Source organism: Citrobacter sp. Cpo040 (genome assembly GCF_030332915.1).
In the GTDB taxonomy this organism is placed as follows: Bacteria; Pseudomonadota; Gammaproteobacteria; order Enterobacterales; family Enterobacteriaceae; genus Citrobacter; species Citrobacter portucalensis.
The window spans coordinates 408,876-433,403 of record NZ_JAOWGX010000036.1; the positions used below are offsets into that span (position 1 = coordinate 408,876).

At 53.6% G+C, this 24,528-nt stretch carries 23 protein-coding genes; 8 read left to right on the top strand and 15 right to left on the bottom strand.

Features of this window, described 5'->3' with window-relative positions:
- Window positions 1–38 precede the first annotated feature (38 nt).
- The 3 genes from glnS (at window position 39) to OGX86_RS16800 (ending at window position 3,931) form a co-directional block, all read left to right on the top strand.
- Window positions 39–1,706 (top strand): glutamine--tRNA ligase, encoded by a 1,668-nt coding sequence (glnS, locus tag OGX86_RS16790; RefSeq protein ID WP_048226099.1) that lies wholly within the window; start codon window positions 39–41, stop codon window positions 1,704–1,706.
- Between the two features lie 436 nt (window positions 1,707–2,142).
- A complete protein-coding gene (gene chiP / locus OGX86_RS16795) occupies window positions 2,143–3,549 on the top strand; it encodes a chitoporin ChiP (protein ID WP_008784105.1) in 1,407 nt (468 codons plus the stop codon).
- 49 nt (window positions 3,550–3,598) lie between these two features.
- Window positions 3,599–3,931, top strand: coding sequence for a ChiQ/YbfN family lipoprotein (locus OGX86_RS16800; RefSeq protein ID WP_008784106.1), 333 nt, complete (start codon window positions 3,599–3,601; stop codon window positions 3,929–3,931).
- A 51-nt stretch (window positions 3,932–3,982) separates the two neighbouring features.
- On the opposite strand, the gene OGX86_RS16805 is transcribed toward OGX86_RS16800, so the two are convergent.
- The 9 genes from OGX86_RS16805 to ybfF all read right to left on the bottom strand — a co-directional run bounded on the left by OGX86_RS16805 (window position 3,983) and on the right by ybfF (window position 11,625).
- Window positions 3,983–5,278 carry an MFS transporter gene (locus tag OGX86_RS16805; RefSeq protein ID WP_048226097.1) on the bottom strand — a complete coding sequence of 432 codons (1,296 nt, stop codon included), beginning with the start codon at window positions 5,276–5,278 and terminating at the stop codon, window positions 3,983–3,985.
- Between the two features lie 53 nt (window positions 5,279–5,331).
- The gene (gene tcuB, locus OGX86_RS16810) at window positions 5,332–6,471 is read right to left on the bottom strand and encodes a tricarballylate utilization 4Fe-4S protein TcuB (RefSeq protein ID WP_103015091.1); all 1,140 of its coding nucleotides are present in this window, start codon (window positions 6,469–6,471) and stop codon (window positions 5,332–5,334) included.
- A complete protein-coding gene (gene tcuA / locus OGX86_RS16815) occupies window positions 6,458–7,861 on the bottom strand; it encodes an FAD-dependent tricarballylate dehydrogenase TcuA (RefSeq protein WP_048226094.1) in 1,404 nt (467 codons plus the stop codon). Before tcuA ends, tcuB begins: the two co-directional genes overlap by 14 nt.
- A 97-nt stretch (window positions 7,862–7,958) precedes the next feature.
- Entirely contained in the window at window positions 7,959–8,885 is a 927-nt protein-coding gene (tcuR, locus tag OGX86_RS16820; RefSeq protein WP_213785908.1) for a tricarballylate utilization LysR family transcriptional regulator TcuR, read from the bottom strand.
- A gap of 128 nt (window positions 8,886–9,013) precedes the next feature.
- On the bottom strand, window positions 9,014–9,460 hold the full coding sequence (gene fur / locus OGX86_RS16825) for a ferric iron uptake transcriptional regulator (protein ID WP_003022836.1): 447 nt from the start codon (window positions 9,458–9,460) through the stop codon (window positions 9,014–9,016).
- The gene (locus OGX86_RS16830) at window positions 9,453–9,539 is read right to left on the bottom strand and encodes a ryhB-regulated fur leader peptide (protein WP_100247215.1); all 87 of its coding nucleotides are present in this window, start codon (window positions 9,537–9,539) and stop codon (window positions 9,453–9,455) included. The genes fur and OGX86_RS16830 overlap by 8 nt, the downstream gene beginning before the upstream one ends.
- Window positions 9,540–9,749: 210 nt before the next feature.
- Window positions 9,750–10,280 (bottom strand): flavodoxin FldA, encoded by a 531-nt coding sequence (gene fldA / locus OGX86_RS16835; protein ID WP_003022839.1) that lies wholly within the window; start codon window positions 10,278–10,280, stop codon window positions 9,750–9,752.
- 155 nt (window positions 10,281–10,435) lie between these two features.
- Window positions 10,436–10,723, bottom strand: a complete 288-nt coding sequence (gene ybfE, locus OGX86_RS16840) for a LexA regulated protein (RefSeq protein WP_003831362.1) — start codon at window positions 10,721–10,723, stop codon at window positions 10,436–10,438.
- Window positions 10,724–10,851: 128 nt separating this feature from the next.
- The gene (gene ybfF / locus OGX86_RS16845; protein ID WP_048236466.1) at window positions 10,852–11,625 is read right to left on the bottom strand and encodes an esterase; all 774 of its coding nucleotides are present in this window, start codon (window positions 11,623–11,625) and stop codon (window positions 10,852–10,854) included.
- A gap of 194 nt (window positions 11,626–11,819) precedes the next feature.
- Between ybfF and seqA the strand changes: the two genes are divergently transcribed.
- Window positions 11,820–12,362 carry a replication initiation negative regulator SeqA gene (gene seqA / locus OGX86_RS16850; RefSeq protein ID WP_048214679.1) on the top strand — a complete coding sequence of 181 codons (543 nt, stop codon included), beginning with the start codon at window positions 11,820–11,822 and terminating at the stop codon, window positions 12,360–12,362.
- A gap of 24 nt (window positions 12,363–12,386) precedes the next feature.
- Window positions 12,387–14,027 carry a phosphoglucomutase (alpha-D-glucose-1,6-bisphosphate-dependent) gene (gene pgm / locus OGX86_RS16855; protein WP_008784117.1) on the top strand — a complete coding sequence of 547 codons (1,641 nt, stop codon included), beginning with the start codon at window positions 12,387–12,389 and terminating at the stop codon, window positions 14,025–14,027.
- A gap of 97 nt (window positions 14,028–14,124) precedes the next feature.
- On the opposite strand, the gene kdpE is transcribed toward pgm, so the two are convergent.
- The 6 genes from kdpE to kdpF are packed head-to-tail and all read right to left on the bottom strand — an operon-like array spanning window position 14,125 to window position 21,906.
- Complete coding sequence (gene kdpE / locus OGX86_RS16860) at window positions 14,125–14,802, bottom strand: two-component system response regulator KdpE (protein ID WP_048226088.1); 678 nt, start codon at window positions 14,800–14,802, stop codon at window positions 14,125–14,127.
- Window positions 14,799–17,483 (bottom strand): two-component system sensor histidine kinase KdpD, encoded by a 2,685-nt coding sequence (gene kdpD / locus OGX86_RS16865; RefSeq protein ID WP_286640309.1) that lies wholly within the window; start codon window positions 17,481–17,483, stop codon window positions 14,799–14,801. The genes kdpE and kdpD overlap by 4 nt, the downstream gene beginning before the upstream one ends.
- Window positions 17,484–17,493: 10 nt before the next feature.
- Window positions 17,494–18,060, bottom strand: coding sequence for a potassium-transporting ATPase subunit KdpC (gene kdpC / locus OGX86_RS16870; protein WP_168978505.1), 567 nt, complete (start codon window positions 18,058–18,060; stop codon window positions 17,494–17,496).
- A gap of 8 nt (window positions 18,061–18,068) precedes the next feature.
- The gene (gene kdpB, locus OGX86_RS16875; protein ID WP_168978504.1) at window positions 18,069–20,117 is read right to left on the bottom strand and encodes a potassium-transporting ATPase subunit KdpB; all 2,049 of its coding nucleotides are present in this window, start codon (window positions 20,115–20,117) and stop codon (window positions 18,069–18,071) included.
- Between the two features lie 20 nt (window positions 20,118–20,137).
- Complete coding sequence (gene kdpA, locus OGX86_RS16880) at window positions 20,138–21,817, bottom strand: potassium-transporting ATPase subunit KdpA (RefSeq protein WP_168978503.1); 1,680 nt, start codon at window positions 21,815–21,817, stop codon at window positions 20,138–20,140.
- On the bottom strand, window positions 21,817–21,906 hold the full coding sequence (gene kdpF / locus OGX86_RS16885; protein ID WP_001670793.1) for a K(+)-transporting ATPase subunit F: 90 nt from the start codon (window positions 21,904–21,906) through the stop codon (window positions 21,817–21,819). The genes kdpA and kdpF overlap by 1 nt, the downstream gene beginning before the upstream one ends.
- 308 nt (window positions 21,907–22,214) lie before the next feature.
- Between kdpF and OGX86_RS16890 the strand changes: the two genes are divergently transcribed.
- From OGX86_RS16890 to phrB, 3 genes are all read left to right on the top strand, one after another.
- A complete protein-coding gene (locus OGX86_RS16890; RefSeq protein WP_003022870.1) occupies window positions 22,215–22,421 on the top strand; it encodes a YbfA family protein in 207 nt (68 codons plus the stop codon).
- Between the two features lie 97 nt (window positions 22,422–22,518).
- Entirely contained in the window at window positions 22,519–23,073 is a 555-nt protein-coding gene (locus OGX86_RS16895) for a DUF1722 domain-containing protein (RefSeq protein ID WP_100247216.1), read from the top strand.
- Between the two features lie 18 nt (window positions 23,074–23,091).
- Window positions 23,092–24,510: a deoxyribodipyrimidine photo-lyase gene (gene phrB / locus OGX86_RS16900; protein ID WP_100272762.1), complete on the top strand. Its 1,419-nt coding sequence runs from the start codon at window positions 23,092–23,094 to the stop codon at window positions 24,508–24,510.
- Window positions 24,511–24,528 lie beyond the last annotated feature (18 nt).

Genomic DNA, 24,528 nt, shown 5'->3' on the forward strand with positions numbered 1-24,528 from the left:
ACTCCGTTATACGTTGTTTACGCTTTGAGGAATCCACGATGAGTGAGGCTGAAGCCCGCCCGAGTAACTTTATTCGTCAGATCATCGATGAAGATCTGGCCAGTGGTAAGCACACCACTATCCATACCCGTTTTCCGCCGGAGCCAAATGGCTATCTGCACATTGGCCACGCGAAATCCATTTGTCTGAACTTTGGCATTGCGCAAGATTACCAGGGCCAGTGCAACCTGCGTTTTGATGATACGAACCCGGTTAAAGAAGATATCGAGTACGTTGAGTCGATTAAAAACGACGTTGAATGGTTAGGTTTCCACTGGACTGGCGACATTCGCTACTCTTCGGATTACTTCGATCAGCTTCACGCCTATGCGGTAGAGCTTATTAATAAAGGCCTGGCGTACGTTGACGAACTGTCAGCGGACGAAATCCGTGAATACCGCGGCACGCTGACTCAGCCTGGCAAAAATAGCCCGTACCGCGATCGTAGCGTCGAAGAGAACCTGGCGCTGTTCGAAAAAATGCGTGCCGGTGGTTTTGAAGAAGGTAAAGCCTGCCTGCGTGCGAAAATCGACATGGCGTCGCCGTTTATCGTGATGCGCGATCCGGTGCTGTACCGTATTAAGTTCGCCGAACACCACCAGACCGGCAACAAGTGGTGCATCTACCCGATGTACGACTTTACCCACTGCATCAGCGATGCGCTGGAAGGCATTACGCATTCCCTGTGTACGCTGGAGTTCCAGGATAACCGTCGTCTGTACGACTGGGTGCTGGACAACATCACCATTCCGGTTCATCCGCGTCAGTACGAATTCTCGCGCCTGAATCTGGAATATACCGTGATGTCCAAGCGTAAGCTGAATCTGCTGGTGACCGACAAGCACGTTGAAGGCTGGGACGATCCGCGTATGCCGACGATTTCTGGCCTGCGTCGTCGCGGTTACACTGCTGCCGCGATCCGTGAGTTCTGCAAACGCATTGGCGTGACCAAGCAAGACAACACCATTGAGATCGCTTCTCTGGAATCCTGTATCCGCGAAGATCTGAACGAAAACGCCCCGCGCGCGATGGCGGTTATCGATCCGGTTAAACTGGTTATCGAAAATTATCCGCAGGGCGAAAGCGAATTGGTCACCATGCCTAACCATCCGAACAAACCGGAAATGGGCAGCCGCGAAGTGCCATTTAGCGGTGAAATTTGGATCGATCGCGCAGACTTCCGTGAAGAAGCGAACAAGCAGTACAAGCGTCTGGTGATGGGCAAAGAAGTACGCCTGCGTAATGCTTATGTGATCAAGGCCGAACGTGTTGAGAAAGATGCGGAAGGGAATATCACCACCATTTTCTGCACCTACGATGCCGACACCCTGAGCAAAGACCCGGCCGATGGTCGTAAAGTCAAAGGCGTTATTCACTGGGTGAGCGCGTCCCATGCGCTGCCGATTGAAATCCGCTTGTATGATCGTCTGTTTAGCGTGCCAAATCCAGGCGCGGCGGAAGACTTCCTGTCCGTTATTAACCCGGAATCGCTGGTCATTAAGCAGGGTTACGGTGAGCCGTCGCTGAAGGCAGCGGTTGCAGGTAAAGCGTTCCAGTTTGAGCGTGAAGGTTACTTCTGCCTGGACAGTCGTTATGCAACGGCTGACAAGCTGGTGTTTAACCGTACCGTTGGTCTACGTGACACGTGGGCTAAAGCGGGCGAATAAGCCGTAACACATCCTCTCTAAACGCCGCTTCATGCGGCGTTTTTTTTCGCAAAAAAAACGTGTTCCAGGCTCCGTTTGCGGAGCGAATTAATTACATGTCCGTAATAATGGGCTGGGCGAATGTTTTTACGTTTAAATAACTTACCTCAATATGAAATGGGCTGAAACCGATTTCATCTCCATGGAAAACAAGCGATTTTTTAATTTTTTCAACGCTTTTTTATCTTCCGATGAAAATGTAACAGAAAGCAATCAAATATGTGCGGTTGCTCATACTATTACATACTCGTTACAGAAAGAGATTGATAATTCGCGTCGCGAAAAATAGTCTATTCATTGTAGTCACTGAGGTTTTCTTAGCGCTACTTTTTTATTTTTTGTTTTTTCGCTGTCCGCTTTTGTCGGCAGTATTTTATATGTCAAAGAGGATTAACATATGCGTACGTTTAGTGGCAAACGTAGTACGCTGGCGCTGGCTATCGCCGGTATCACAGCAATGTCGGGTTTTGTTGTCGCTCCGCAGGTACACGCCGAAGGATTTATTGATGACTCAACCTTAACAGGTGGCATCTATTACTGGCAGCGTGAGCGTGACCGTAAAGATGTGACCGATCATGACAAATATAAAACCAACCTTTCTCACTCCACCTGGAACGCTAACCTCGACTTCCAGTCCGGTTATGCGGCCGATATGTTTGGTATTGATATCGCAGCATTTACCGCTATTGAAATGAACGAAAGTAGCGAAAGCGGCCATCCAAACGAAATCGCATTTTCTTCCAAAAATAAAGGCTATGACGAGGATTACTCCGGCGATAAGAGCGGGATTAGCCTTTATAAAGCAGCAGCCAAATTTAAATACGGCCCAACATGGGCGCGCGCCGGTTACATTCAACCAACCGGGCAGACTCTGCTGGCACCGCACTGGAGCTTTATGCCAGGTACCTATCAGGGTGCTGAAGCCGGTGCCAACTTCGATTACGGTGATGCTGGCGCACTGAGCTTCTCCTATATGTGGGCTAACGAATATAAAGCACCGTGGCACACCGAAGTCGATAAATTCTATCAGGCTGATAAAAAGACCAGCGTTGATTACCTGCACTCAATTGGCGCGAAATATGACTTCAAAAATAACCTCTTGCTGGAAGCGGCATTTGGTCAGTCTGAAGGTTATGTCGATCAGTACTTCGCAAAAGCCAGCTACAAATTCGATTTAGGCGGTAACCCATTTACCACCAGCTACCAGTTCTACGGTGCACGCGACAAGGTTGATGATCGTACCGTGAACGATATTTATGATGGCACTGCCTGGTTGCAGGCGTTGACCTTTGGCTACAAAGTGGCAGAAGTCGTCGACCTTCGTCTGGAAGGGACCTGGGTTAAAGCGGACGGCCAGCAGGGTTACTTCCTGCAGCGTATGACCCCAACCTACGCCTCTTCAAACGGTCGTCTGGATGTCTGGTGGGATAACCGTTCTGACTTCAACGCCAACGGTGAAAAGGCAGTCTTCTTCGGCGCAATGTATGACCTGAAGAACTGGAATCTGCCGGGCTGGGCAGTAGGTGCGTCCTACGTTTACGCATGGGATGCTAAGCCATCAACCTGGCAGCTCAACCCGGATGCGTACTACGACAAAAACCGGACTATCGAAGAATCTTCTTACAGCCTGGATGCGGTCTACACCCTGCAGGAAGGTCGTGCGAAGGGCACCATGTTTAAGCTGCACTTCACTCAGTACGACAACCATTCAGACATTCCGAGCTGGGGCGGTGGTTACGGCAACATGTTCCAGGATGAGCGCGACGTGAAGTTCATCGTTATTGCTCCGTTCACCATCTTCTAATGCCAACAGCGGCAGGTCGGGTGCCTGCCGCATCGTTGAGGAAAGTGCTATGAAAAAACTGATACTCATCGCCGTTATGGCATCAGGGCTGGTGGCATGTGCGCAATCTCCTGCGCCGAAAGAGGACAGCCGTCTGAAAGAAGCCTACAGCGCGTGTATTAATACCGCGCAGGGATCGCCGGAGAAAATTGAAGCCTGCCAAAGCGTGTTGAATGTGCTGAAGAAAGAAAAACAGCACCAACAGTTTGCCAATGAAGAAAGCGTACGCGTGCTGGATTATCAGCAGTGTATCCAGGCCACGCGCACGGGTAACGGTCAGTCCGTCAATGCTGATTGTGACAAGGTCTGGCAGGAAATACGCAGTAAGAATACTGCGCAGTAAATTGAAAAAATGAAAATACAACGGGCGGAGAATTCTCCGCCCGTTTGCATGTCAGAGTTTCTGTTCGGCCGGTTGATAATGACGACTCAGGCGGACAAACAGCATTGCCGTGGCGGCGAGTCCGCAAAGTGCCGCGCACATCAGCCACCATCCCGGCGAGCTTTTATCTCCGGTTAGCTGGACCAGCGCCGTGGATATGACGGGTGTCAGACCGCCAAAAATCGCCGTAGCCAGACTGAAGGCCAGTGAAAAACCCACCGTACGGACATAGACAGGCATCACCTCGGTGAGTGCCGCGACCATTGCCCCATTGTACATACCAAAAAAGAACGAGAACCAAAGCAGGACCAGCGTCATACGCGTAAAATCTGGTGCGGCGGTGAGCCAGTGCATTACCGGCCAGGTGGTGATCAGTGCGAGTAGGGTAATCCCCATCAATACCGGACGACGACCAATTCGGTCAGAAATCGCCCCGCCAATCGGCAGCCAAATAAAGTTAGAAATACCGACCAGCATGGTGACTATCAGGCTATCACGGGCGCTCAGGTGGAGTACAGCCCTGCCGTAGGTCGGGGTATAGACGGTTATGAAGTAAAACGTCGTTGTGGTCATCGCTACCAGCAGCGTACCTGCTGAGATAAGACGCCAGTTTTTGAGGATAGTGGTGAAAATCTCCCTGGTGTCGGGACGGTGCGTGCGTTGTAAAAATGCATCGGTTTCCTGAAGCGAGCGGCGCAGGACGAAGATCAACGGAATAATCATACAACCAATAAAGAACGGAATGCGCCAGCCCCATTCAGAGATTTCATCGTGCCCCAGCGTGGCATTCAGGCCGTAGCCAATCAGCGCTGCCACCACAATGGCAACCTGTTGGCTGGCGGACTGCCAGCTGGTGTAGAAACCTTTATTGCCAGGCGTGGCGATTTCAGAAAGATAAACCGAAACGCCGCCCAACTCTACGCCCGCAGAGAAGCCCTGCAATAATCGACCGACTAATACCAGCACAGGAGCCAGCAGGCCAATACTTTGATAACCGGGAACCAGGGCAATCAGCAGGGTCCCGCAGCCCATGATCGCCAGCGTCACCATCAGTCCTTTGCGGCGGCCAATTCTGTCGATATAAGCACCCAGCACTATTGCGCCAACGGGCCGCATTAAAAAACCCGAACCGAAAACCGCAAAGGTCAACATGAGCCCGGCAAACTCACTCTCCGCGGGGAAGAACGTCTTTGCAATATAGGTGGCGTAAAACCCGAACAGAAAAAAGTCGAACTGTTCGAGAAAATTACCGCTGGTTACCCGCAGTATTGCGCCGAAAGTTCCGGCGCGCGATGGTTGTTGTGTCATTGGGTTTGCTCCACTGTCTTATCATAATATTTATAGAGGTAAGAGTTTGCGGGTTAGTCGCCTGTGACCCCCGCCTGTTTGCCGCGCCGTTTCTCAATCGCCCACTTGAGTAAGGCTGCGCAGCGGTAAAATCCGTGGGCAAATTTTCCGTAAGGAATGGTCAGAAAAAGCGCCATGACCACACCGAGATGAATGGCCAGTAAAATAGCCATCCATGAAGTGTCCCTTCCCGCCAGCAGCGCCAGACCGGTCAGACTGGTCAGCAGCAGCAGCAAAATAAAACCGCGATCCATCGGTTTTTGCCGTGCGTCGCCATGTAGCGGTGAGCGCTTAAGATTAAGCCATAGCAAGCCAGCCGGGCCGACAACCAGGCCAATGCCACCCAACGTGCCCAGCATGACCGGAACGCTGAAGAACGGGTAGGGCGCTTCTATGCCTGCAAAGTAGTGATAGCCTGTTGCCACCACGGTGGCGGCAAAGCAGAGCATAAAACCGTAGAAGGTAAAGTGGTGGAAACGGCGGCGCATCAGGGTGAAGGCATCATCCGCTTCGTTACAACCTTTGCCGTGGCCACCATCGAGATATTTCAGCGTCAGCGCATCGTGTGAGGCTTCAGCGATCTCGGCGGAACGCGGCATACCCGGAGAGATCTCGCGCCAGAAGCGGATCACGCCCGCCATCAGCAAACCGATCGCCAGAATAAACACCGAACCAAACATCCAGGCCAGCAGGTTATGCGGGAAAATTTGATAGAAATCCCCGGCCAGTGGAGGATGGAATAATGAACCTTTCAAACCTATAGCGAGGAGTAAAAACAGGATCAGACCGAAAACCAGCGCCAGCGTCACGGTTACGCCTGCGCGACGATAAAGCGTGCCAAAGGCGGCGGGTTGCGCGTAATGCTGATAGGTTTCGAGCCGGACTTCCGCCATCGCTTTCGGCACGTTGATGGCAAATTCATGAGGTGGGGCATACTGACACGCGTGCAGGCAAGCGCCGCAGTTATGGCACAAGTTTGCCAGATAATTGATATCCGCTTTACCGAATTCCAGACGCTGCGTCATGGCCGGGAACACGGCGCAAAAGCCTTCACAATAGCGACAGGCATTGCACACCTGCATTACACGTTCAACTTCCGCTTCCGGTTCGGTGATAATTTGTGCTTCGATGATCAGTTTCTCAAGCTGCTTCATGACGTGTCTCCTTACGTGCGGCCAGCGCGGCTTCTTTTCCGGCAATGCGGCCAAAGGTGGTGCCGATCGACATCCCCACGCCTGCGGTGTAACCCTTGCCCAGCACGTTGCCCGCCATCATCTCTCCGGCGACGAACAGGTTACGGCTTGGAAGCCCGGCAAAATGCACAGCGGCGCGTTCGTTCACTTTTAACCCAAGATAAGTGAAGGTGATCCCTGGCCGCAGGGCATAGCCGTAGTATGGCGGCAGGTCCAGCGGTCGCGCCCAATGCGTTTTCGCGGGTAGCAAATCTTTAGTGGCGCAGTTATCCAGAACGGTATGGTCGAACTGACCTGGCTGGCAGGCGTTGTTGTACTCTGTCACGGTGTGGGTAAAGCGTTCGGCATCCAGTCCTAACTGAAGGGCCAGTTCTGCCAGCGTATTGGCCTGCGTGCCAGGAAAGACCGGAGGCATGAAGTGTCCGATAGCTTTACTGTCGATGATGGAGTAGCCAATCTGTCCTGGCTGTTGAGCGACCAGACGTCCCCAGATGGCGTAGCGTTTGGGCCAGAAATCTTCACCTTCATCATAAAAACGCTCAGCGTCCCGGTTCACCACAATACCGAGCGAGACGCAGTCCACGCGAGTGCAAATCCCGCCGTCATATAATGGCGCTCTGGCATCAATTGCCACACAGTGTGACTGGGAGGGATCGCCAATAATGTCTGCGCCAGCATCCATCATAAATTTGAGCAGTACGCCCTGATTAAAACGCGTGCCGCGAATCAGAAAGTTATCCGCAGGCCACTCGCCGCGGGCATTTTCCCCCCAGGCTTCGCGCAACCACTCCCGGTTAGATTCGAATCCGCCAGCGGCAAGCACGCAGGACTTAGCGGTGATGCGCTCTTCGCCTGCCAACGCCGCCACGAACTCGCCATTACGCAGTTCAAGCGCCTGAACGGGGGTGTTATAGCGAATTTGAACGCCCAGCTTTTCTGCGCTGCGATAATAGGCATTCACCAGGGCCTTTCCACCGCCCATAAAAAAGGCGTTGGTTCGCGCCACGTGCAAAGCGCCGGAGAGAGGAGGTTGAAAGTTAACGCCGTGCTGACGCATCCAGTCACGGCATTGTGAAGAGGTACGGATCACCAGACGCGCCAGCGCTTCGTTGGTATTCCCTTCCGTGACGCGCCACAGATCCTGCCAGAATTCTTCTTCAGGATAGCTTTCCACCAGCACATCCTGCGGCGCGTCATGCATACAACGTAAATTACGTGTGTGTTGGGAGTTTCCTCCGCGCCATTCACGGGGAGCCGCTTCGAGCAGGAGTACCGAAGCTCCTTGCTCGCGGGCGGACAAGGCAGCGCATAACGCGGCATTGCCACCACCAATCACCAGAACATCAACCATCGTATACTCCATTACCATTTAACCATTTGTTAAATTTGTAATTGAAATGTATACGCACGGCTTGTGCGGGCGCTATGACGTGGTGCTAAACGGTACTTTAGTTATTGTAAAGGATGGCGCCAGGCCAGCTTCCTGCTTCCACCAGTTGATGCATCACTTTCGTCAGCACCACGCGGGCCGCGAGGCCTGCCGGGGTGAGTTCATCGTCTGAGAGACTCACCAGAAAGTTGGGGCGGCTAAGTATTGGATTGTGGACGCCGATCACTCTTAGCGTCTCTTTATCGAGATGGGAAATTGCCGCGCCGGGCTGGAGAGTGGCACCAATGCCACTGCGCACGGCGTGCATGAGTAGCGCCAGACCATCAATTTCCGTGGCGATCTCAATGTTCAGCGCGTGTTCCTGACAAATCGCTTCCAGCCTGCCGCGCAGACCGTGGCCCGGGCTTGGCATTATCAATGGGATACTTGCCAGCTGGGCTGGAGCAATATTGTCATCGGCAATATCAGCCAGTAAGGCATGAGTCCCAATCAAAAACAGCCGCTCTTCGAGAATCGGTATGGCGCTCCAGCGCAGGATCTTTTCTTTCTGAAACACGACAGCCAGATCAATCTGGCGGGTATTAATCATCCGCTCCAGATTGCCAGAGAGGCTTTCCACCACATGCAGACGGACATCACTGTAGCTTTCCCGCATGGCGTTGATAAACGGCATTCCGAGAACGGAAGCAGTACTGGGAGCCATGCCGACGCTGACGTGCCCGGAAAGCCGGGACTCGCGTGCGGCGAGGATCGCGTCGTCTGCGTGACGAAGCGCCAGCTGCGCCTGGGAGTAAAAAGCCAGCCCGGCGCTGGTGGGTGTCACACCGCGCGAGGTGCGCTGCAGCAGGCGAATAGCGAGTTCGCTTTCCAGACGCGACATTTGCTGGCTGAGTGCCGAAACCCCGATATTGAGATCGAGTGCCGCGCTACCCATGCTGCCGGTTTCTACAATGCGCACAAAATAGCGTAGCTGGCGAAGTTCCATTTCGACTCTCCGGAAGGGGCAATTGATTTTTACATTAAAGCAACACAGGAGCGGAGGGAAGGGGAAAAGGGCAGGTAATGCCCATAAAAAAAGCCAACCGGAAGGTTGGCTTTTCAAAAAGCATTACATTATTTGCCGTCGTGGGCATGCTCATCTTCGCGGCAATCGCCTTCAGCGCAGTGGCCGTAGAGATAGAGACTATGGTTGGTTAAACGAATACCATGTTTAGCCGCAATCTCACGCTGGCGCGCTTCGATGGAATCATCGCTGAACTCGACTACTTTGCCGCAGTCGAGACAGATGAGGTGATCGTGATGATGCTGTTGAGTCAGTTCGAAGACGGATTTACCACCTTCAAAATTATGGCGGGTCACGATACCGGCATCATCAAACTGGTTCAGCACACGATACACGGTCGCCAGACCAATTTCTTCACCCATATCGATCAGGCGTTTGTATAAATCTTCCGCACTGACGTGATGGTTATCCGGTTCCTGAAGAACTTCCAGAATTTTTAAACGAGGAAGCGTTACTTTCAGGCCAGCCTTCTTTAATGCGGTATTGTTGTCAGTCATGCGGAATCTGTCCTGTAGCTAAACGATTCACTTCATTAACAGAAGTGACAGAAATTGCACTTGAGATAATGCGTATCATTATAGAACTGCCATGGCTAAATGAAAACTGCAAGTCTCTGGCATATATTGTTAATCAAAACGTGGTATCGCCGACAAACACACTGTGCAACACCCGATTGGCATCCAGCCATTGTACAGGGTCAGACGAAAAAGTTACAAATTTGTAGCAATTATTTTGATTGGTTTTATCTATTGATGCGGCGCAGATGGAAATCTACGCCGCACGAAATCAGGCATTAATGATTTCGTCGAGGTGCAGCTCTTCAGAGATCTGCTTAACCCATTTTTCTACGCGTTCTGCTGTCAGTTCTGGCTGGCGATCTTCATCGATAGCCAGACCGACAAAGTGGTCGTCGTCAGCCAGGCCTTTAGACGCTTCAAAGTGATAACCCGCCGTCGGCCAGTGACCAACGATGGTTGCGCCGCGCGGTTCGATGATGTCGCGAATGGTCCCTAACGCATCGCAGAAATATTCTGCGTAATCTTCCTGGTCGCCGCAGCCGAACAATGCAACCAGTTTGCCATTAAAATCAATGTCTTCGAGGGTAGGGAAGAAGTCGTCCCAGTCACACTGCGCTTCACCGTAGTACCAGGTTGGGATGCCGAGCAGCAGAATGTCATAACCTTCGAGGTCTTCTTTGCTGCTTTTTGCAATGTCATGAACATCGGCAACGTCTTTACCAAGCTGTTTTTGAATCATTTTTGCGATGTTTTCGGTATTACCGGTGTCGCTGCCGAAAAAGATGCCAGTGATTGCCATGAGTTAAATAACCTCTTGAAACTTATTGAAATGGTGGTGGCGCATTGCCCACGGATAAGGGCAATCATAGCAGAACAGTCAGGCATGCGGAAACAGCAAACACGCAGGACTGCACTCTGTGCTACACGATTTATGATTTAGAGCAGAAATTCAGACTATGCCTGACCGCGCAATGTGCTGAGTTGGGTCATCAGCATCTCTTCGATGAGTTCACTGCGACTCATGTTGCGCGCCTCGGCCAGCTCGTTCAGAGCGTCAACGGCATCAGCGTTCAGTTTCAGTTCGACACGCTTAAGCCCGCGAACTTTGTCACGCTTAAGCTGATTACGTTTATTAATACGTAACTGTTCATCACGCGAGAGCGGATTAGTTTTGGGTCGTCCCGGGCGACGCTCCTGCGCGAACAGATCTAATGTCGTACGGTCCGTTTGTTCTTTGGCCATGATCTTGGTGACTTCGGGGAAACAATCAGCCAGGCGTCTGCCCGGATGGATAGCGCGCCATAATACATCAGCAGGGGTGACACGCCAACGCCCACGCGCGTAATCGCGCGCAGACGCTGAGTTTTTAATCAGTTAGCCTGTTCGTTCAGATAACGACGGATGGCGCGCAGCACCGCCTCCGGTTTTTCCGCATGCACCCAATGACCGGCTCCTGCAATAACATGCGCCCGAGCCTGTGGGAATTGCGCCAGCAGTTGTTCGCGATACGCTTCGGTAACATACGGTGAGTTGCCGCCAGGGATAAACAGCGCCGGGTGCTCCCACGCAGGAATGGTTTCCCAACCGACGATATGAGGATACTGATCCCACAGCACGGGAACGTTAAAACGCCATTCGCCGTCGACGAAAGATTTCAGCAGAAACTGGATTACGCCTTCCTCATGCAGATGTTGACGCATGACGCTGGCCGCCTGCTGACGCGAAGTGGCCTGGGCATCGGTTACGGCATTAATAGCGGTAAAGATCGCATCGTGACGGCGAACATGATAGTCGACCGGAGCAATATCAATGGCCACCAGTCGATCGATACGATCAGGAGCCAGTGCGGTTAACGCCATGACGGCTTTTCCCCCCATCGAGTGACCAATAAAGGTCGCCTTTTCTATTTGCTGAGCGTCCAACGTATCCAGCAAATCTTGCGCCATGGCCGGATAATTCATCTCAGGGGAACGAGGGGAGAGGCCATGATTTCGCATATCAACCTGGATGATATCGTGATCGACCACCAGATCGCGCGCCAGGATCCCCAGGTTATCAAGACTGCCAAACAGGCCGTGAACCAGGACGATGGGAGAATTATTGTGCAGGTTTTGCGCAGATTGCGCTCGGATATTCAATTTCATGGCAAAGTTCTTTTTTTCACACTCACGGGTTAGGGTATCATGTTGACCATTCTGCCACATGGCTGCAACAACTACGGTTACTCTGAGTTTTGCTGGCCACCAGGCTTGACGCTATCCGCTGTTGGGATTTGCCTTTACACTACGTGTGTTTACCCCGACAACTTGTATTCAGCTAAACACTGCACTGGATTAAGATGAAAACGATTGAAGTTGATGATGAACTCTATAGCTATATTGCCAGCCACACCAAGCATATTGGCGAGAGCGCATCCGACATTTTACGGCGTATGTTGAAATTTTCCGCCGCATCACAGCCTGTCACTCCGGTAGTCAAAGAAGTCCGCGCTGTGCAACCTGTCGTGGAAGCTAAGCCGGTTAACCCCGTAAAAGATAAAGTGCGCGCGATGCGTGAACTGCTGCTGTCCGACGAATACGCGGAACAGAAGAAAGCAGTAAATCGCTTTATGCTGGTGCTGTCTACACTCTATTCACTGGATCAAAACGCGTTCGCCGAAGCAACGGAATCGTTGCATGGCCGTACGCGCGTTTATTTTGCAGCGGATGAACAGACGCTGCTGAAAAATGGTAATCAAACCAAACCGAAACACGTGCCAGGCACGCCGTACTGGGTGATCACCAACACCAATACCGGCCGTAAATGCAGCATGGTTGAACACATCATGCAGTCAATGCAATTCCCTGCGGAATTGATTGAAAAGGTTTGCGGAACAATTTAATCCTTGCATTAGAAGGACCAGGCAATGGCAATCCACAACCGTGCAGGTCAACCTGCGCAACAGAGTGATTTGATTAACGTCGCCCAACTGACGGCACAGTACTATGTACTGAAACCAACAGCAGGGAACGCTGAGCACGCCGTTAAGTTCGGTACGTCCGGACATCGTGGCAGTGCAGGTCGTCATAGTTTTAACGAGCCGCATATTCTGGCTATCGCTCAGGCGATTGCTGAAGAACGTGCGAAAAACGGGATTACTGGCCCGTGCTATGTGGGCAAGGATACCCACGCGCTGTCTGAACCGGCTTTTATCTCTGTACTGGAAGTGCTGGCGGCGAACGGCGTTGACGTCATCGTGCAGGAAAATAACGGCTTTACGCCAACCCCTGCTGTGTCGAATGCTATCCTGGTCCACAACAAAAAAGGCGGCCCGCTGGCTGACGGCATTGTGATCACGCCGTCCCACAACCCGCCGGAAGATGGCGGCATTAAATATAACCCGCCAAACGGTGGTCCGGCAGATACCAACGTCACCAAAGTGGTGGAAGACAGAGCCAACGCGCTGCTGGCTGACGGTCTGCAAGGCGTGAAGCGCATGTCGCTGGATGCTGCGCTGGCATCTGGTCATGTAACAGAGCAGGATCTGGTTCAGCCGTTTGTTGAAGGACTGGCTGACATCGTCGACATGGCAGCGATCCAAAAAGCGGGTCTGACACTGGGTGTCGATCCGCTGGGCGGTTCCGGTATCGAATACTGGAAGCGTATTGCTAAGCACTACAACCTGAACCTGACTATCGTTAACGATCACGTTGATCAGACTTTCCGTTTCATGCATCTCGACAAAGATGGCGCAATCCGCATGGACTGCTCCTCCGAGTGCGCGATGGCGGGCCTGCTGGCGCTGCGCGACAAGTTCGATCTGGCCTTTGCCAACGACCCAGACTACGACCGTCACGGTATCGTCACCCCGGCAGGGCTGATGAATCCGAACCACTATCTGGCGGTGGCGATCAACTACCTGTTCCAGCATCGTCCGCAGTGGGGCAAAGATGTTGCCGTTGGTAAGACGCTGGTGTCCTCGGCAATGATTGACCGCGTGGTGAATGATTTAGGGCGTAAACTGGTCGAAGTGCCGGTTGGCTTTAAATGGTTTGTTGACGGTCTGTTCGACGGCAGCTTTGGCTTTGGTGGTGAAGAGAGCGCGGGGGCATCTTTCCTGCGTTTCGACGGTACACCGTGGTCGACCGACAAAGACGGCATCATCATGTGCCTGTTGGCGGCAGAAATTACCGCAGTGACCGGTAAGAATCCGCAGGAGCACTACAACGAACTGGCTGCCCGCTTTGGTGCGCCGAGCTACAACCGCCTGCAGGCAAGTGCGACCTCCGCACAGAAAGCGGCGCTGTCTAAGCTGTCTCCGGAAATGGTGAGTGCCAGCACGCTGGCGGGCGACCCGATCACCGCTCGTCTGACGGCGGCACCGGGCAACGGTGCTTCTATCGGCGGTCTGAAAGTGATGACTGACAACGGCTGGTTTGCCGCTCGTCCGTCCGGCACCGAAGACGCTTATAAAATCTACTGCGAGAGCTTCCTCGGTGAAGAACACCGCAAGCAGATCGAAAAAGAAGCGGTTGAGATCGTCAGCGAAGTGCTGAAGAACGCGTAAACCGTAGGCCGGATAAGACGCTAGCGTCGCTATCCGGCATGAATTAAAAAGCCGGATAGCTTTGTGCTGATCCGGCTTTTTTTTATTCGGCTTAGATTCACGGCATAAACCGATAACCAATCCCGGTTTCGGTCAGAAAATGACGCGGACGCGCCGGGTCCTGTTCCAGCTTCTGGCGCAGGTGTCCCATGTAAATTCGCAGATAGTGACTGTGTTCGACGGCATTCGGTCCCCAAACCTGATTTAACAGCTGGCGTTGCGTTAGTACCTTTCCGGCATTATTCAGCAGTACCGCTAACAGGCGAAACTCAATCGGCGTCAGATGAATCTCTTCATCACCACGATGTACGAGCCGGGCGGCGATATCTACTTTTACGTTGGAAAAATGCACCACCGGCTCGGGAGACGCGCCGCTGGCGTGGCGGCGCAATGCCACGCGTAATCGCGCCTGTAGCTCGCCAATACCAAAGGGTTTACTGAGATAGTCATCGGCACCGGCATCCAGGGCAGCGATTTTATCGCTTTCTTCGCTGCGGGCTGAGAGCACAATTACCGGTATCGCGCTCCATTGTCGCAGGTCACGAATAAAATCAATGCCGTCACCGTCCGGCAGACCGAGATCGAGAATGATGAGATCGGGTTTTCGCGTGGCGGCTTCCAGCAGACCACGTTGCAGCGTTTCCGCTTCATATACACGCAGACCATCGGCTTCCAGCGCGGTGCGCAGAAAGCGACGGATAGCCTGTTCATCTTCAACAATCAGTACGTTCGTCACATATCCTCATGAAAATCTTCAAGTTCAGGGGGGATTTCCTGGGGCAGTGTAACACGGAAACATGCTCCTCCCTGTGCGCGATTGTGGACGGAAATCGTACCGCCGTGCACGTCCACAATGGCCTGACAGATTGCCAGCCCCAGCCCAACGCCCGGTACCGATGACTCTTTGTTTCCCCGGGAAAACTTGTCAAAAACTTGCTGCTCCATACCCGATGGAATGCCGGGGCCATTATCCCAGACGTCCAGTTGCAGGTGTTCGCCATCGACGCTGGCATCAATACCGATTTGCGCCGCTGGACCTGCGTATTTAACGGCGTTTTCCAGCAGATTAATCAGCACCCGTTCAAAGAGTGGGCCATCGACGTGGATCAGCGTTAACGGTGCTGGTAGCGACAAATTAATAGGAGCAGAGAGTCCTGGCTCCAGCATCTGCAGGGCGCTGCCGACCACCTCTTCCAGTGTTAACCACTCCTTCTTAAGATTAAAGCCGCCAGACTGAATTCGCGCCATATCCAGCAGGTTATTAACCAGTCGGGTGGTATTCAGGACGTGCTGGCGAATCTCGCTGGCCTGGCGCGCATGCGGCGATCCTTCGCTGGCCAGATCCAGCGTTAAGATCTCTGCCTGACCGAACAGCACCGTTAGCGGTGTACGTAAATCGTGGGAAAGGGCGGCGAGCAGCGCGTTGCGAATGCTTTCACGCTCGCTGGCAAACCGGGCCTGCTCTTCGCTGGCGGTTAGCGTCAGACGCTCCAGCGCACTGGCGACCAGTAAAGTGAAAGTTTCCAGCAGGCGTTGCTGTTCGGGGATCATCAGCTGGCGTAAATTTCCCGGTTCCACAACCAGCAGCCCATGCGTTTTGTCGGCACTTTTTAACGGTAATATTTGATACGGCACACCTGGCAAAGTGTCAGTACCTGCGCCTGCCGGTTGCCCTTTATCAAAGCTCCATTGGGCAATGGCATCATCCCACGGCGTCATGCCCTGTTGATGGGTGAGAGGGGCCAGCTTACCGTTCTCACCGGGCAGTAAAACCTGGCTGCGGGCCTGGAACGTTGAGGCAATAAACTGTTCGCTGGTGGCTGCGATATCTTGCTGACTCCGTCCGACGGCCAGCGCTTTCGACATCTCATACAAATGGCGCGTACGTTGTTCACGATAACGGGCCACCCGCGCCTGATAACGCACTCCGGCGGTCAGATTACCGATTACCAGCCCTACCGTTAGCATCACGGCGAAGGTGAGCAGGTACTGGACGTCGGAAACGGCCAGCGTGCCACGCGGAGCAATAAAGAAGAGATCGAAGCTGGCGACGTTAATAAAAGTTGCCAGCACCGACGGCCAGCGTCCATAAAAGAGGGCGATAACCACCACGCCCAATAAATAGATCATCACCAGGTTGGCGGCGTCAAAGGCCATCAACCACTGCATGGCAATCAACGTAATGATGGCGCACAGCGCGACGGCAACCACACAACCCTGAATTTGTACCCGCCATTTATCCTTAAAGGTGCGGTTATCTGCAGTTGGTAGCACAGGGCGCGAAGGTGGCTCATCGAGCGCAACAATCATCAGGTCGAGATCCGGTGCGCGATGGGCCAGTTTGTCAGCAAAAGAATCACTGCGCCACCAGCGTCGCGTAGTCGGACGTCCTAGGACAATTTTTCCCAGATTATGCTCACGGGCGTAGCGGATTACAGCCTTGTCTTCAGCGGGATCGGAAAGGGTGGCGGTTTCTGCACCCAGCTCCTGGGCTAACCGCAGAGCGCTTAGGATTGCCCGGCGCTGTTTTTCGGGCAGTCGGTGCAGCGCTGGCGTTTCGACATACACTGCATGCCAGACGCTGCCGAGGCGCGCTGCCAGACGCGCGGCAGCACGCACCAGCTTTTCGCTGCCGGTATTGTGTCCAATGCACAGTAAAATGGCGTCACGGGTATGCCAGACTTTTTCTTCCCCCGGACGCCCTCGCCAGGCACGCATCTGATCGTCAACCCGATCGGCCGTGCGGCGCAGGGCCAGCTCACGTAGCGCGATCAAGTTCCCTTTGCGAAAGAAATGCTCGATGGCTCTTTCCGCCTGACCGGCGATATAGACCTTGCCTTCGTTCAGGCGTTGGCGCAAATCGTCGGGGGGAAGATCGACCAGCACCACATCGTCGGCGGCATCGAAAAAAGGATCGGGGACGGTTTCGCGAACTTGAATGCCTGTGACGCCGCTGACCACATCATTGAGACTTTCCAGATGCTGTACGTTAACGGTGGTAAAGACGTCGATACCGGCTTCGAGCAGCTCTTCAATATCTTGCCAGCGCTTAGGATGGCGTGAACCTGGCGCATTACTGTGCGCCAGTTCATCCATTAAAATGAGCGCCGGACGGCGGGCCAGCGCGGCATCGAGATCGAACTCGCTGATGTGACGACCATGACGCGCGTGTCTCTTTAGCGGCAGGATGCTGAGACCGTCCAGCAGCGCGGCGGTCTCTTTGCGTCCGTGGGTTTCCACCACGCCAATCAGCACATCTAACCCCTGCGCCCGCAGCCGCTGGGCCTCTGCCAGCATGGCCCAGGTTTTACCGACGCCTGCACACGCGCCGAAGAAAATTTTCAGTTTTCCGCGGTGCGGGGCAGCGGTCTGCTCCAGCAGGCGATCGGGGTCGGGGCGTAAGGGTTCGTTATGCATGTCCTTTTTCTCAGTGCTTATCCAGCGCTAAATTAAGTTCTACCAGGTTCACCACCGGCTGGCCGATAAAACTGACCAACGGCTTTTGCGTGTATTGTGCAACCAGGCGCGTGACTTCTTCAACGCTGAGGTTGCGAGCCTGCGCCACGCGGGGGATTTGCCAGGCCACCGCGGCGGGTGTCAGGTTGTTGTCCAGCCCGCTGGCAGAAGCCGTTACCAGCTCTACCGGAACGGCAGGATTTGCCTGCGGGTTGGCGGCACGCAGCGCGGCTATCCGGCTTTGCAGCTGTTTATCCAGTTCCGGGTTGCTGGCTGCCAGATTGCTGCCGCCTGAAGCCATTGGATTATAGGGCATTTCTGCTGTAGCAGACGGGCGTCCCTGAAAATAACCGGCCGCGGTAAAATGTTGCCCAATGAGCGCAGAGCCGCGAACGACCTGACCTTCACGCAGAAGCGAGCCGTTAGCCTGGTGGGGAAACCACCACTGCCCCAACGCGGTGGTCAACAACGGGTAAGTCCCGCCGGTGATAAGCATCAGGAAAATCAATGTTGATAATGCAGGACGTAATCCACTCATCTGAAACCTCACACCAGACCCAGCAGGGTCAGCAGTAAATCAATTGCTTTGATACCGATAAACGGCACAACCAGACCACCCAGACCATAGATCCACAAATTACGGCGCAGCATTGCGGATGCGGATAACGGTTTGTAGCTCACGCCTTTAAGCGCCAGCGGGATCAGAAAGACGATAACCAGCGCATTAAAGATAACCGCGCTGAGGATCGCCGAGTCCGGCGAATGCAGACCCATCACGTTAAGCGCATTGAGCTGCGGGTAGGTGGCGGCAAACGCGGCCGGGATAATGGCGAAATACTTCGCCACGTCGTTGGCGATACTGAAGGTGGTCAGCGAACCACGCGTCATCAGCATCTGTTTACCAATGTGCACCACTTCAATCAGCTTGGTGGGGTTAGAGTCGAGATCCACCATGTTGCCCGCTTCCTTCGCTGCCTGGGTCCCGGAGTTCATGGCGACCGCCACGTCGGCTTGCGCCAGCGCCGGGGCGTCATTGGTTCCGTCGCCGGTCATCGCTACCAGACGACCTTCCGCCTGATACTGACGAATCAGCGCCAGCTTGGCTTCCGGCGTGGCTTCAGCTAAGAAGTCATCTACCCCGGCTTCTGCCGCAATCGCGGCAGCGGTCAGGCGGTTATCGCCGGTGATCATCACCGTTTTGATGCCCATTTTACGCAGTTGGGCAAAACGTTCTTTGATTCCGCCTTTTACGATATCTTTCAGGGCAATCACGCCCAGTACGTGGGAGCCTTCGGCAACCACCAGCGGTGTAGCGCCTAGGCGTGCGACGTTTTCGACCTTCTGCTCCACGTCGGCAGGGAAGTGGCCGCCGTTGGCTTCGACGTGACGACGAATAGCATCGACCGACCCTTTGCGGATCATGCGGTTGTCGATGTTGATCCCGCTCATCCGACTTTGGGCGGTAAACGGTACAAAGGTGGCGTGTAGCGATTGCACGTCGCGAATACGCAGATTAAAGCGCTGTTTTGCCAGAATCACGATACTGCGGCCTTCAGGGGTTTCATCGGCCAGAGATGAAAGCTGCGCGGCGTCGGCCAGCGTTTTTTCGTCCACGCCCTGGGCGGGCAGGAAATCTGAAGCCTGGCGGTTACCCAGCGTAATGGTGCCGGTTTTGTCCAGCAGCAGTACGTCCACGTCACCTGCAGCTTCTACTGCACGTCCGCTGGTGGCGATGACGTTCGCGCCCAGCATGCGGCTCATCCCGGCGACGCCAATTGCGGAGAGTAGCCCGCCGATGGTGGTGGGGATCAGACACACCAGCAGGGCAACCAGTACCGTGACGCTAACCGCGCTACCACCCCAGGCGGAAAATGGCCACAGCGTAGCGGTCGCCAGCAGAAAAACGATGGTCAGGGCTATCAACAGGATCGTCAGGGCGATTTCATTCGGCGTTTTACGCCGCTGCGCGCCTTCAACCATGGCGATCATCCGGTCGAGGAACGTTTCACCAGGGTTCACGCTACATTCGATCACCAGCCAGTCGGAGAGGATGCGGGTCCCGCCGGTGACGGAGGCGAAATCACCACCGGATTCACGAATGACCGGCGCGGATTCACCGGTAATGGCGCTTTCATCCACCGATGCGCCACCTTCCATGACCTCGCCGTCACACGGGATAATATCGCCCGCTTCTACTAACACGATATCTCCTTTGCGCAAATCCTCCGCCGGAACGTGATCCATGGCGGCACCGTATTTCGGCTCGCGGAGTTTGCGAGCAAAAGCGGTTTTTTTCACTCCTTTCAGACTGTTAGCCTGAGCCTTACTGCGTCCTTCCGCCAGCGCTTCGGCAAAGTTGGCGAACAGTACGGTGACCCACAGCCACAGACTTATCGCGCCGGTAAACCACGGATTGCCTTGCATATGGCCTGTGGCCATTGCCAGCGTTAACAGGGTTGTCAGCAGACTGCCCAGCCAGACGATAAACATCACCGGATTGCGCCACTGGGTATGTGGGCTTAATTTTTTCACGGCGTCCATCAGCGCCTGTGCGACCAGAGAGGGTTCGAACAGCGCCAGTTGCTTGCGACTCATAGTCATGTGCTCCGCATCACTCAGTGTAATGACAGGTATTCTGCGACCGGGCCAAGCGCCAGGGCAGGAACAAAGGTGAGGGCGCCAACCAGTAACACCGTACCGATTAACAACCCGACAAACAGTGCACCGTGGGTAGGCAGCGTGCCTGGACTTGCTGGCTGGATCTTTTTACTGACCAGCGATCCGGCAATTGCCATCACGGGGATGATCACGCCGAAACGGCCGAAGAACATGCACAGGGCCAGCAGACAGTTCCAGAACGGGCTGTTGGCGCTTAATCCGGCGAAGGCGCTGCCGTTGTTGTTCGCGGCAGACGATACGGCGTACAACACCTCACTAAAGCCATGTGGACCAGGATTGAGCATGGCGCTGCGTCCGGCATCGCTCATCATCGCTATCGCCGTACCGAGCAGGACCAGCGCAGGGGTGACCAGAATCGCCAGCGCGGTCATTTTCATTTCACGCACGTCTATTTTCTTACCCAGATATTCCGGCGTGCGACCAATCATCAGGCCCGCGATAAACACCGCCAACAACACGAACAGCAGCATGCCGTACAGGCCCGAACCGACACCACCGAAGACCACTTCGCCAATCTGCATTAGCCACATCGGCACCATCCCGCCCAGCGCGGTGAAGGAGTCATGCATCGCATCGACAGCGCCGCAAGATGCCGCTGTCGTCACGATGGAAAAAAGACTCGTAGCCAGCACGCCAAAGCGGCTTTCTTTGCCTTCCATGTTGATATTACTGTCTGCACCGAATGCCATCAGGTGCGGGTTGCCTTGAACTTCGGCCCACATCACCACGGCTACGCAGACTACAAATATCAGCGACATGGCCCACAGCAGGGTCCGCCCCTGGCGACGATCGCCAACCACATCACCAAAGGCAAAACACAGCGCGGTAGGAATTAAGAAAATGGCCAGCATCTGTACCAGATTGGTCAACGCGGTAGGGTTTTCAAACGGATGTGATGAGTTAGCGTTAAAGAAACCGCCCCCGTTAGTGCCAAGCATCTTAATCGCTTCCTGTGAGGCGACGGGCCCCATCGGCAGCAGCTGTTTCACCCCTTCAAGGGTAGTCATGGGCTGATAGGGCAACACGTTTTGCAGCACACCTTGCTGAATGAAGAACAACGCAATGAGCAATGCAATGGGGAGCAGGATCCACAATGTAATGCGAACCAGATCGACCCAGGCATTGCCCAGCGTGTTCATGCTCTGGCGAGTAAAGGCACGGGCCAGGGCAAAAATCACCGCAATCCCGGTTGCCGCTGACAGGAAGTTCTGCACGGTCAGCCCGACCATTTGGCTGAAGTAGCTTAAGGTGGTTTCACCAGCATAGGATTGCCAGTTGGTATTAGTGACAAAACTCACCGCTGTGTTGAGCGCTAAATCCCACGAAAGCCCAGGTAGCTGTTGCGGATTTAGCGGCAGCAGGTTTTGCGCCATCAGCATTGAAAACAGGACCAGCAAACCCAGCACATTGAGCACGAGGATCGCCAACAGATACTGCCGCCAGTTCATCTCCTGCTGCGAGATGCCCAGACCGCGCCAGAGCAGATGTTCCACGCCAGCCAGACCCGGCAGGGACGTATTATTGATCAGCCGAGCCAAGCCAAAACCCAGCGGTCTGGCGATGATAAACAGTACCAGCAAGAAACTGGCAATGAGTAAAAATCCTTGGGCCGCCATCAGAACGCCTCCGCATTAATCAGGGCATACACCAGATAACCTAATAATAAAAAGACCAGCACAATGCCGGTTATCACGCCTGCACTCACGGTGCACCTCCAGTGGCATAAATGTGATAACCAGAGCGTAGATTTTTGCTTGCAAAGATTTCGCAAAAATCAGTGGGAGGGGTGTAAAAAAAGTATAAAAATGGCAAAGACCATTATTTAACTAATGATTAGTATTAATTTAACTTTTATGTAACTTAATTACGGTTTTTAGCTAAACGGAGCATCAATAGATAAAAATAAGTGGTCGGATGAGTAGCAAAATTACACACAAGGCGGTATTATTTTCATCAGTTAACCAAGTTTATTTTTCCGGTGCGATTCACCGAACAGATATATGGGAGAGGATTATGGACTTTTATAAAGAATATCCAGCACACATTGTTTTCTTGCGCCGTACCTTTGCCGTTGTGGCGGGCGTGCTGGCGCTGCCGGTCATGTTGTTCTGGAAAGACCGCGCCCGTTTTTACAGCTATCTGCACCGCGTCTGGTCCAAAACCAGTGATAAACCGGTGTGGATGGAGCAGGCTGAAAAAGCCACCTGCGACTTCTATTAAGTTGTCGTTATTGTTCAAGAAAACCGCCAACAGCAATGTGGCGGTTTTTTTATACGCCGACGTCTACACTTATCTGAGTAACGGATAAGGAGTGGCGATGAGCACGAGAATTCCTGTTGGTATCCGCACCTGTCTGACCACAGAAGCGAGTGAGGCACCTCAGTTCGACGAAAATACATTAATACGTGTTTACGCTTTGCATGAATTGCACCGCCTGCGTCAGCGAAAATTAACGCGGGGCGCATTAATTGACTATCATACCCGCTACAAACTGGTACTACTGGCGCATTCCCAGCCAGAGTATCGGGAGCTTGGCCCCTTCGTTGCCGCAATCCATGAATGGCAAGATCTCGATGCTTTTTTTACCGAGTATCGCCTACGATTGATCCATCTGTTATTAAATCCTGCTACCCGGCGTAACCATACCAATGTATTGATGCACGTACAGGGCTATTTCCGTAATCAGCTCGATCTGCGTCAACGTCAGGAATTGACCTCGATAATCGATAACTATCGACGCGAGGCGCAGCCGCTACTTGCACCCTTAATGCTCCTCAAACACTATATGGCTGAGCACCCGAACACCTGGTTGTCCGGGCAACGTTATTTTGAACTCTGGCCTGCGATTTGGCGTTTACAGGGCAATGATTAATTTTTATCAGGGAGTTTTATGACCACGCATCTGGTCTGGTTTCGGCGTGATTTACGTCTGCATGACAATCTCGCGCTGGCGGCGGCTTGTCGGGATCGTTCTGCACATGTACTCGCGCTCTATATCTCCACGCCTGAACAGTGGAAGGCGCATGATATGGCCCCACGTCAGGCGGCATTGGTTAATGCGCAGCTGAACGCGTTGCAAACGGCGCTGGCAGAAAAGGGCATCCCGCTTCTGTTTCATGAAGTTGCTGATTTTGCGACCAGTGTGGAAACCGTCAAAAACGTCTGCGTACAGCATGGCGTCAGTCGAATATTTTATAACTATCAATATGAAATAAACGAACGCCAGCGTGATGCTGCCGTCGAAAAGTCATTACCTCAGGTGGTGTGCGAAGGGTTTGACGACAGCGTGATCCTGCCTCCGGGGGCGGTCATGACCGGTAATCACGAGATGTATAAAGTCTTTACGCCGTTTAAAAATGCCTGGCTGAAGCGGATAAAAGACGGGATCCCGGAATGTGTCAGTGCGCCGAAGGTGAGAGAAAGCGGTGCTCTTGACTCTCCATTAACATCCATCGCGCTGAGCTACCCGCAGCAGGATTTTGATACGCAGCAATTTCCGGCAGAAGAAAAATTGGCCATCGCGCAGTTACGCCATTTTTGCCAGCAGGCCGCCGGAGAATATGAACAACTGCGTGACTTTCCGGCGATTGACGGAACCAGTCGATTATCCGCGAGCCTGGCGACAGGTGGACTATCACCGCGCCAGTGCCTGAATCGACTGCTCGTGGAGCAGCCGCAGGCGCTTGAGGATGGGGCAGGCAGCGTTTGGTTGAATGAGCTTATTTGGCGCGAATTTTATCGTCATCTGATGACTTACCATCCGGCGCTATGTCGGTATCAACCTTTTATTCGCTGGACCGAACGCGTGCAATGGCAGAATAATCCGACGCATTTCCAGGCCTGGAAAACAGGGAATACAGGCTACCCCATTGTGGATGCGGCCATGCGTCAGCTCAACGCCACGGGCTGGATGCATAATCGTTTACGCATGATTACCGCCAGTTTTTTAGTGAAAGACCTGCTGATCGACTGGCGTAAAGGCGAACAATATTTCATGTCGCAACTGATCGATGGCGACCTGGCGGCCAATAACGGAGGCTGGCAGTGGGCAGCCTCAACCGGAACCGACGCCGCACCGTATTTCCGTATCTTTAACCCCACGACTCAGGGCGAAAAATTTGATCGTGACGGTGAGTTTATCCGCCAGTGGCTGCCGGAACTGCGCGACGTGCCGGGGAAAGCTATTCATGAACCGTGGTCATGGGCTGAAAAAGCGCAGGTGACGCTTAACTATCCTCGTCAGATTGTCGATCATAAACAGGCAAGGCTGGCGACGCTGGCGGCATATGAGGCGGCGCGTAAGGGATAAGCGCGCAGCGGATTTCTG

Coding starts and splice junctions, on each gene's coding strand:
- fur (WP_003022836.1), bottom strand. CDS start 9,460: ATGACTGACAACAATACCGCATTAAAGAAGGCTGGCCTGAAAGTAACG.
- fldA (WP_003022839.1), bottom strand. CDS start 10,280: ATGGCAATCACTGGCATCTTTTTCGGCAGCGACACCGGTAATACCGAA.
- OGX86_RS16800 (WP_008784106.1), top strand. CDS start 3,599: ATGAAAAAACTGATACTCATCGCCGTTATGGCATCAGGGCTGGTGGCA.
- kdpB (WP_168978504.1), bottom strand. CDS start 20,117: ATGAGTCGCAAGCAACTGGCGCTGTTCGAACCCTCTCTGGTCGCACAG.
- OGX86_RS16890 (WP_003022870.1), top strand. CDS start 22,215: ATGGACTTTTATAAAGAATATCCAGCACACATTGTTTTCTTGCGCCGT.
- kdpA (WP_168978503.1), bottom strand. CDS start 21,817: ATGGCGGCCCAAGGATTTTTACTCATTGCCAGTTTCTTGCTGGTACTG.
- OGX86_RS16895 (WP_100247216.1), top strand. CDS start 22,519: ATGAGCACGAGAATTCCTGTTGGTATCCGCACCTGTCTGACCACAGAA.
- kdpD (WP_286640309.1), bottom strand. CDS start 17,483: ATGCATAACGAACCCTTACGCCCCGACCCCGATCGCCTGCTGGAGCAG.
- chiP (WP_008784105.1), top strand. CDS start 2,143: ATGCGTACGTTTAGTGGCAAACGTAGTACGCTGGCGCTGGCTATCGCC.
- tcuA (WP_048226094.1), bottom strand. CDS start 7,861: ATGGTTGATGTTCTGGTGATTGGTGGTGGCAATGCCGCGTTATGCGCT.
- OGX86_RS16830 (WP_100247215.1), bottom strand. CDS start 9,539: ATGATACGCATTATCTCAAGTGCAATTTCTGTCACTTCTGTTAATGAA.
- phrB (WP_100272762.1), top strand. CDS start 23,092: ATGACCACGCATCTGGTCTGGTTTCGGCGTGATTTACGTCTGCATGAC.
- kdpC (WP_168978505.1), bottom strand. CDS start 18,060: ATGAGTGGATTACGTCCTGCATTATCAACATTGATTTTCCTGATGCTT.
- glnS (WP_048226099.1), top strand. CDS start 39: ATGAGTGAGGCTGAAGCCCGCCCGAGTAACTTTATTCGTCAGATCATC.
- ybfF (WP_048236466.1), bottom strand. CDS start 11,625: ATGAAATTGAATATCCGAGCGCAATCTGCGCAAAACCTGCACAATAAT.
- pgm (WP_008784117.1), top strand. CDS start 12,387: ATGGCAATCCACAACCGTGCAGGTCAACCTGCGCAACAGAGTGATTTG.
- seqA (WP_048214679.1), top strand. CDS start 11,820: ATGAAAACGATTGAAGTTGATGATGAACTCTATAGCTATATTGCCAGC.
- OGX86_RS16805 (WP_048226097.1), bottom strand. CDS start 5,278: ATGACACAACAACCATCGCGCGCCGGAACTTTCGGCGCAATACTGCGG.
- ybfE (WP_003831362.1), bottom strand. CDS start 10,723: ATGGCCAAAGAACAAACGGACCGTACGACATTAGATCTGTTCGCGCAG.
- tcuR (WP_213785908.1), bottom strand. CDS start 8,885: ATGGAACTTCGCCAGCTACGCTATTTTGTGCGCATTGTAGAAACCGGC.
- tcuB (WP_103015091.1), bottom strand. CDS start 6,471: ATGAAGCAGCTTGAGAAACTGATCATCGAAGCACAAATTATCACCGAA.